General features: G+C 46.1%; 3 protein-coding genes. 2 read left to right on the top strand and 1 reads right to left on the bottom strand.

The genetic code is table 11. The features are described from left to right. Window positions 1-52 precede the first annotated feature (52 nt). Window positions 53-1,027 (top strand): YrbL family protein, encoded by a 975-nt coding sequence (locus Q7P41_RS10640; RefSeq protein ID WP_303884134.1) that lies wholly within the window; start codon window positions 53-55, stop codon window positions 1,025-1,027. A 41-nt stretch (window positions 1,028-1,068) separates the two neighbouring features. Then, entirely contained in the window at window positions 1,069-2,214 is a 1,146-nt protein-coding gene (locus Q7P41_RS10635; RefSeq protein WP_303884132.1) for a DUF72 domain-containing protein, read from the top strand. A 28-nt stretch (window positions 2,215-2,242) separates the two neighbouring features. On the opposite strand, the gene Q7P41_RS10630 is transcribed toward Q7P41_RS10635, so the two are convergent. Beyond that, the gene (locus Q7P41_RS10630) at window positions 2,243-3,127 is read right to left on the bottom strand and encodes a DMT family transporter (RefSeq protein ID WP_303884131.1); all 885 of its coding nucleotides are present in this window, start codon (window positions 3,125-3,127) and stop codon (window positions 2,243-2,245) included. Window positions 3,128-3,148: the final 21 nt, after the last annotated feature.

Here is a 3,148-nt window from a genome sequence, read left to right as displayed (position 1 = left end):
CAGTCCATGTTGTACAATACATAAAGGATTTTTATTTAAGGAGGCGCCCCCTTTGAGCAATACCACTGAAGCCTTGAACATAAAAAAATTGATTCAAGACAACAATTACGATGAAGCTCTGAGCGAGACAAAAAAAGCTCTGGACGTGGCACTAAGAGAGCTTGGCGATAATCATCCTGATCTGGTTCAATATTTGGACCTTTTAGCCGAAATTCATAAAGCAAACGGCAACCCGAGGGGTGCAAAAAAGATTTACAAAAAAGCTCTAAGGCTTTGGATGAACGCCTTCCTTCCCAAGGATAATTATAGGTATTTCCTGGCCGATCTTTTTCCGATGTTTTTTAAACCACAAGCCCTGCAACCGCGGTTTAAACCCGACAAGATAATAGCGCTAAGACCCGAGCTTTTGATCCACAGCGGCAGCAAAAGAGAAGCTTATATACATCCACAGGACCCAAATTTATGCATAAAAGTTGATAGGCTTTGGAGGAGGGGTTACCGCATTTCTCCAAGGAAGCGACTTAAAAGACTTCTAATGCCCTGGCTCATAGATTTTTGGTCTAACCGAGAAGAGGCAAGGGTCTATCGCTCTGTGGCACTTAAAATTGGCGAAGAATTTTTTGAACACGCGCCCAGATGTTACGGAATCGTGATGACCAACTTAGGACCCGGGCTGGTCGTCGAGCGCGTTAGTGACGAGGATGGCTCATTTTCACAACCCATTGACGTTTACGTAAAAAATAACCCCGGCAAGCTGAAACACGCCCTGGACCTTTTGGAAGACCTTTACGATTTTCTAATCAAACACGACCTTGTGATATACGACTGGGCCAACCCTTCTAATTTCCTCGTGCGCAAAAATTCAATTAGGGGCGATAAAATAGTCGTCGTGGACTGGAAGACGGAAGGAACGGCAGACAAAGACCTGCCATGGCGCGACATCTTTCCTGCTTTGGCCCGAAAAAAGATGACCTTTGAGTACAATTGCCTGCGCGAAAATATAGCACGTCTGGGCTCCACGGATTAACCTTTTAAGCGGCCTTATTTATAAAAAGGGTGACATATCTCATGGTCAATGAGAATAAGGTGTTAATGCTCAATGAAGCAGAAAAGGCGTGGCTCGAAGAGCTTGCTTCTGCGTGGGGAGTAAAGCTCATTTTTAGGGAATATCTGGGCGCCGATATGTTCGCCCGAATCACCATAAGCTCTGAGGGAGATGCCTGGGTGGAGATTCTTCAAAGCTTCGACCCCGAAGATTACTACAGCCAATGGGGAAACCGCGACATCGCACCGCCTGAACTTTTCAGGTTCCTGCTTCTTCACGAGATCGCTCACGTACAGTTAAAACACGAAAAAGAAAAGATCCCAAACTACGTGCGTACCAAAGAAGATTGGCAAGAGGTCATCCGAAAACGAGAGGCAAAAGCCGACCTTTGGGCTAAAAGACGACTCAGGGACCCCTGGCCCAGGGAGGACGAAAAAGGAAAGTGCCTCATCGGCTGCAGCGGGTGGTCTTACGAATCGTGGAACGGAAGTTACTATCCGCCGGACCTAAGGGCCAGTGAAAGGCTTTCTTATTACGCCAAAGATTTCCCGACCGTTGAAATAAACATGTCCTTTTACCGCACCCCTTTTGAAAACCTGCTTCGGTCCTGGGCTAAAAAGGTCCCTCCCCGCTTTTATTTCGCCGCTAAGGGCTCAAGGAGGATAACCCATTACCGGCGCCTTAAAGATTGCAGGGAGGAAGTAAGAAATTTCTTCGAGAGATTTGCCCTGCTGCCCCAGCTTTCATGCGTTTTGTGGCAGCTTCCGCCTTCACTTAAATATGACGCTTCATTGCTGGACGAATTCTGCCGCCTTTTGCCCAGCCACCATAGGCAAGCAATTGAATTCAGGCACCTTTCCTGGTGGGATAAGCTCAACGAAACTGCGGAAATTTTATCCAAACACGAGATAGCCTTCGTTGGGATAAGCCGCACGGGTTTTCCCGACGGCGCCCCCGTGACGGCAGAGTTTTGCTATTTCCGTTTCCACGGGTTAGGCAAAAATACTTACCTGTGGGATTACAGCGAAGAAGAACTCCTGCCTTGGGCGCAGCGTATAAAGACGTTACTTGAAAAAGGCATCGACGTTTACGCCTACTTCAATAACGACTTCGAAGCCCTGGCGGTCAAAAACGCCAAAAAACTTTCAGAAATGGTGAAATTGCTTTAATCGGGCTAAATGGGCAAGAATCCTTAATTTACCGCGATGCCGACGCTTTAAGGGCTAAAAATGACCCCACAAGCACGAGGACCCCTCCGAAGTACTGAGTGATGCTGAGATATTCCTTAAAGATTAAAAGAGACAGGACAACAGTTACAAGGGGTTCTGCCATGCTTAAGATCGCGGCTATTGACGGAGAGGTCAGCTCAACTCCGAGGAAGAAAGCAAGAAAACCGAAAAGGGAAACAAAAGCGACGAAGCATAGCAATATCCACGTTGAACTTGCATTTGGAAGGGCCAAACCACGGGCGACCGACCCTAAAATGAGAAAGGAAATGGCAGAAAAGAAACAGACGTACGCTACGACTACCTGATAGGGCACATCTTTTATGATGAAGTTTCCGTAAAGGATATAAGACGTATAAGACAAAGCCCCTAGACCGGCAAGCAAGACTCCCTTAATGCTGACTGAGATCGCAGTTTTTCCGGAAAGAAATATAAGGCCCACGAAAGACACCACTATAGAAAGAACGAGAGTCATCGAGAGATATTCTTTATTGATATAAGAAGAACCCACAGAAACCAAGGCGGGATATGAATAAAAAATAAGGGCAGCCATGGACGCCGGGATGTATTTAAAACTCGAAAAATAACTAAAACTCGTGAGGGTAAAGAGGACCCCTCCAAGTACGAATAATTGAAAAAGTTTTTTCTTGCCCACCATCAACGCAGCTTCTCCCCTTCGCAAATAAAGCAAGCAGAAAAGAGCAACAGATGCAATAGTAAATCGCACCAAGTGAAAAGACATAACGCTGACATCTTTCTTATAGGCAAACACAGCAAGGATAGGGATAAATCCGTATAAGAAAGCGGACAAAAGGACAAAAAAAGCACCCTTATAGCGACTGGTCACGTCCTTCATCGACAGTAAACCTCATTTGTT

This window comes from Acetomicrobium mobile, from assembly GCF_937920065.1.
Note: the sequence above shows the minus strand (reverse complement) of the source record. Positions and strands in the feature narration are given on the sequence as shown.

Bases quoted from the DNA above. Each gene is read 5' to 3' on its own strand.
- Q7P41_RS10635 (WP_303884132.1), top strand. From the start codon at position 1,069: ATGGTCAATGAGAATAAGGTGTTAATGCTCAATGAAGCAGAAAAGGCG.
- Q7P41_RS10630 (WP_303884131.1), bottom strand. From the start codon at position 3,127: ATGAAGGACGTGACCAGTCGCTATAAGGGTGCTTTTTTTGTCCTTTTG.